The sequence below is a fragment of the Arhodomonas sp. KWT genome (assembly GCF_010993615.1).
On the sequence record NZ_WNXE01000627.1, the window covers coordinates 1 to 974 of the forward strand.

General features: G+C 68.2%; 1 protein-coding gene. It reads left to right on the top strand.

The annotated features are described in order from the left end of the window. Nucleotides 1-93 precede the first annotated feature (93 nt). Nucleotides 94-974: OapA family protein (locus G7A99_RS21260; protein WP_371807652.1), on the top strand; the 881-nt coding region annotated here is incomplete at its 3' end.

Sequence of the window (974 nt, forward strand, 5' to 3'; positions counted from 1 at the left end):
GCCAGCCTGTCCAACCGTCGGAAGCGTCCCCGCCGCATCCATCACGCACTCGCCCTGTCCGTCGCGGTCGTCACCGGTATCGGCGCATTCGCGATGTCCACTAACAAAGGTGACGCGAATGTCGGCGGCGATGGGCTCGTGCGCACCCTGGAACTGCCCTCCGCCGACGACAACGCCACTCGCCCGGAAGGGCTGACGCCCCTGAAGATCCTGACCGAGCATGCACCGGAACGTGTCGGCCCGGCCACCGGCAGCACGGCCGGCAGCAACGGGCGTACACAAGCCCCGAAGCTTCAGACGGCGTCGCTCACGACCACGCCGGAACAGACCCTGACCGACGTACCGGCACCGGCAGATTCGCTACTCGCCTCCGAGGCCTCACAGTCCACCGCAGTGGCGTCACCGGCCTGGGAGGCCTATACGGTCCAGTCGGGCGACTCGCTGGCTGCGCTGTTCAGCCGCGCCGGGCTGTCCGCCCGGGACGTCTACGACGTCGTCAACGCCGGCGAGCGTGCCGAGGCCCTGACCAGCCTCTATCCCGGCGACGAGATCCGTATCGCCCTTGACGGCCGCGGCAACCTGGACGCGGTTCGCTACGAGCTCAACGAGACGGACACGCTCACGGTACGCCGTGGCGCGGACGGTTACACCACGAAGGTCACCACCACCCCGCTGGAGCGCCGCCGGCGGGTCGCCAGTGGCGAGATCAAGAGTTCGCTGTACGCCTCGGCACTCGAGGCCGGCCTCTCCGACCGTCAGGTCATGCAGCTCGCCAGCATCTTCGGCTGGGACATCGATTTCGCCCTGGACCTGCGCAGGGGCGACCGGTTCCGCGTGATCTACAACGAGATCTACCGCGACGGCGAGAAGCTGCGCAATGGCGACATCGTCGCGGCGGACTTCGTGAACCATGGCGAGCGCTTCCGCGCGGTGCGATTCACCTTCCCCGACGGGGACGCGCAGTACTTCACCCC